Source organism: Ruegeria faecimaris (genome assembly GCF_900182615.1).
In the GTDB taxonomy this organism is placed as follows: Bacteria; Pseudomonadota; Alphaproteobacteria; order Rhodobacterales; family Rhodobacteraceae; genus Ruegeria; species Ruegeria faecimaris.
The window spans coordinates 1-1,086 of the sequence record NZ_FXTE01000038.1 but is presented as its reverse complement, the minus strand read 5'-3'; the positions used below and the strand labels follow the sequence as shown (position 1 = coordinate 1,086).

The 1,086-nt window shown below is 57.2% G+C and carries 1 protein-coding gene; it reads left to right on the top strand.

All coding sequences use genetic code 11. From position 1 onward, the window contains the following. A protein-coding gene (locus tag FN806_RS20355) for an IS3 family transposase (protein ID WP_425472055.1) occupies nt 1-1,083 on the top strand; the annotation gives its coding sequence in 2 pieces (ribosomal slippage) (nt 1-211 and nt 214-1,083; 1,081 coding nt annotated over the 2 pieces). This gene is flagged as partial in the annotation. Nucleotides 1,084-1,086: the final 3 nt, after the last annotated feature.

The window sequence follows — 1,086 nt, the reverse complement described above, 5'->3', positions numbered from 1 at the left end:
TGAGATTGAACTGAAGCTGGCAGATGGCGACGATGTTCGGACAGCCTGTCGTGGTGTTGGTGTCAGCGATGCGACCTACTACAATTGGCGGCGTCGGTTCGGTGGCATGGGCAAGTCGCAACTGTCGGAGTTGCGCAGCCTGGAGAAAGAAAATGCCCGGCTGAAGAAGATCGTGGCCGAACTGGAACTGGACAAGCTGATCCTCAAAGAAAGTCTGAACTACCTAAAACCGAGGGCCTGACGACGAGCCAACTTCGTCAGGCCGTCATTCATGCTCGCCAGAAGCTTGGCACATCAGAGCGTCGCACCTGCAAGGTGGTCGGCCTTGCACGCAGCTCCATGCAATACCAGGCCGTAGAGAAGAACGATGATGCTCTTCGACTGGCCATGATCCGTCTGGCCAAGAGCTATGGCCGGTATGGCTACCGTAAGGTGGCGCAGCTGCTTCGGGTTGAGGGCTGGCGTGTCAATCACAAGAAGGTAGAACGGCTGTGGCGGGAGGAAGGTCTGCAACTCCCGCAGCGGCACAAGAAGAAGCGTCGCCTGTACCACAAGGACAGTTCGATCATTCGGCTCCGACCGACGCATCCCAACCATGTCTGGAGCGTCGATTTCGTTCACGACAAGCTGAGCAATGGGCGGAGCTACAAGATGCTCACGGTTCTGGATGAATACACCCGCCAGGCGCTTGCAGTGGAAGTTCGGACCCGCATGGGTTCTGAAGATGTGCTGGAGGTTCTCTACGGGCTGTTCCTGCGCCACGGAAAGCCTGATTTCGTTCGAAGCGATAACGGCCCAGAGTTCTCTTCACGAGCAACCCAGAGTTGGCTCGAGAAGGTCGGTGTGAACCCGATCCGGATCTACCCGGGCTCTCCCTGGGAGAACGGATACAACGAGAGGTTCAATGGAACGCTCCGCCGCGAGGTTCTCAATTCCGAATGGTTCACAACGACCAAGCAGGCACAGATCGCGATCAATTGCTGGCTCAGGCAATACAACCACACCCGACCCCATCAGGCCCTCAACATGCGCCCACCAGTCCCCGAAACTCTAGTCCGAAATGGCCCAGAACATGGGGGCTAGACA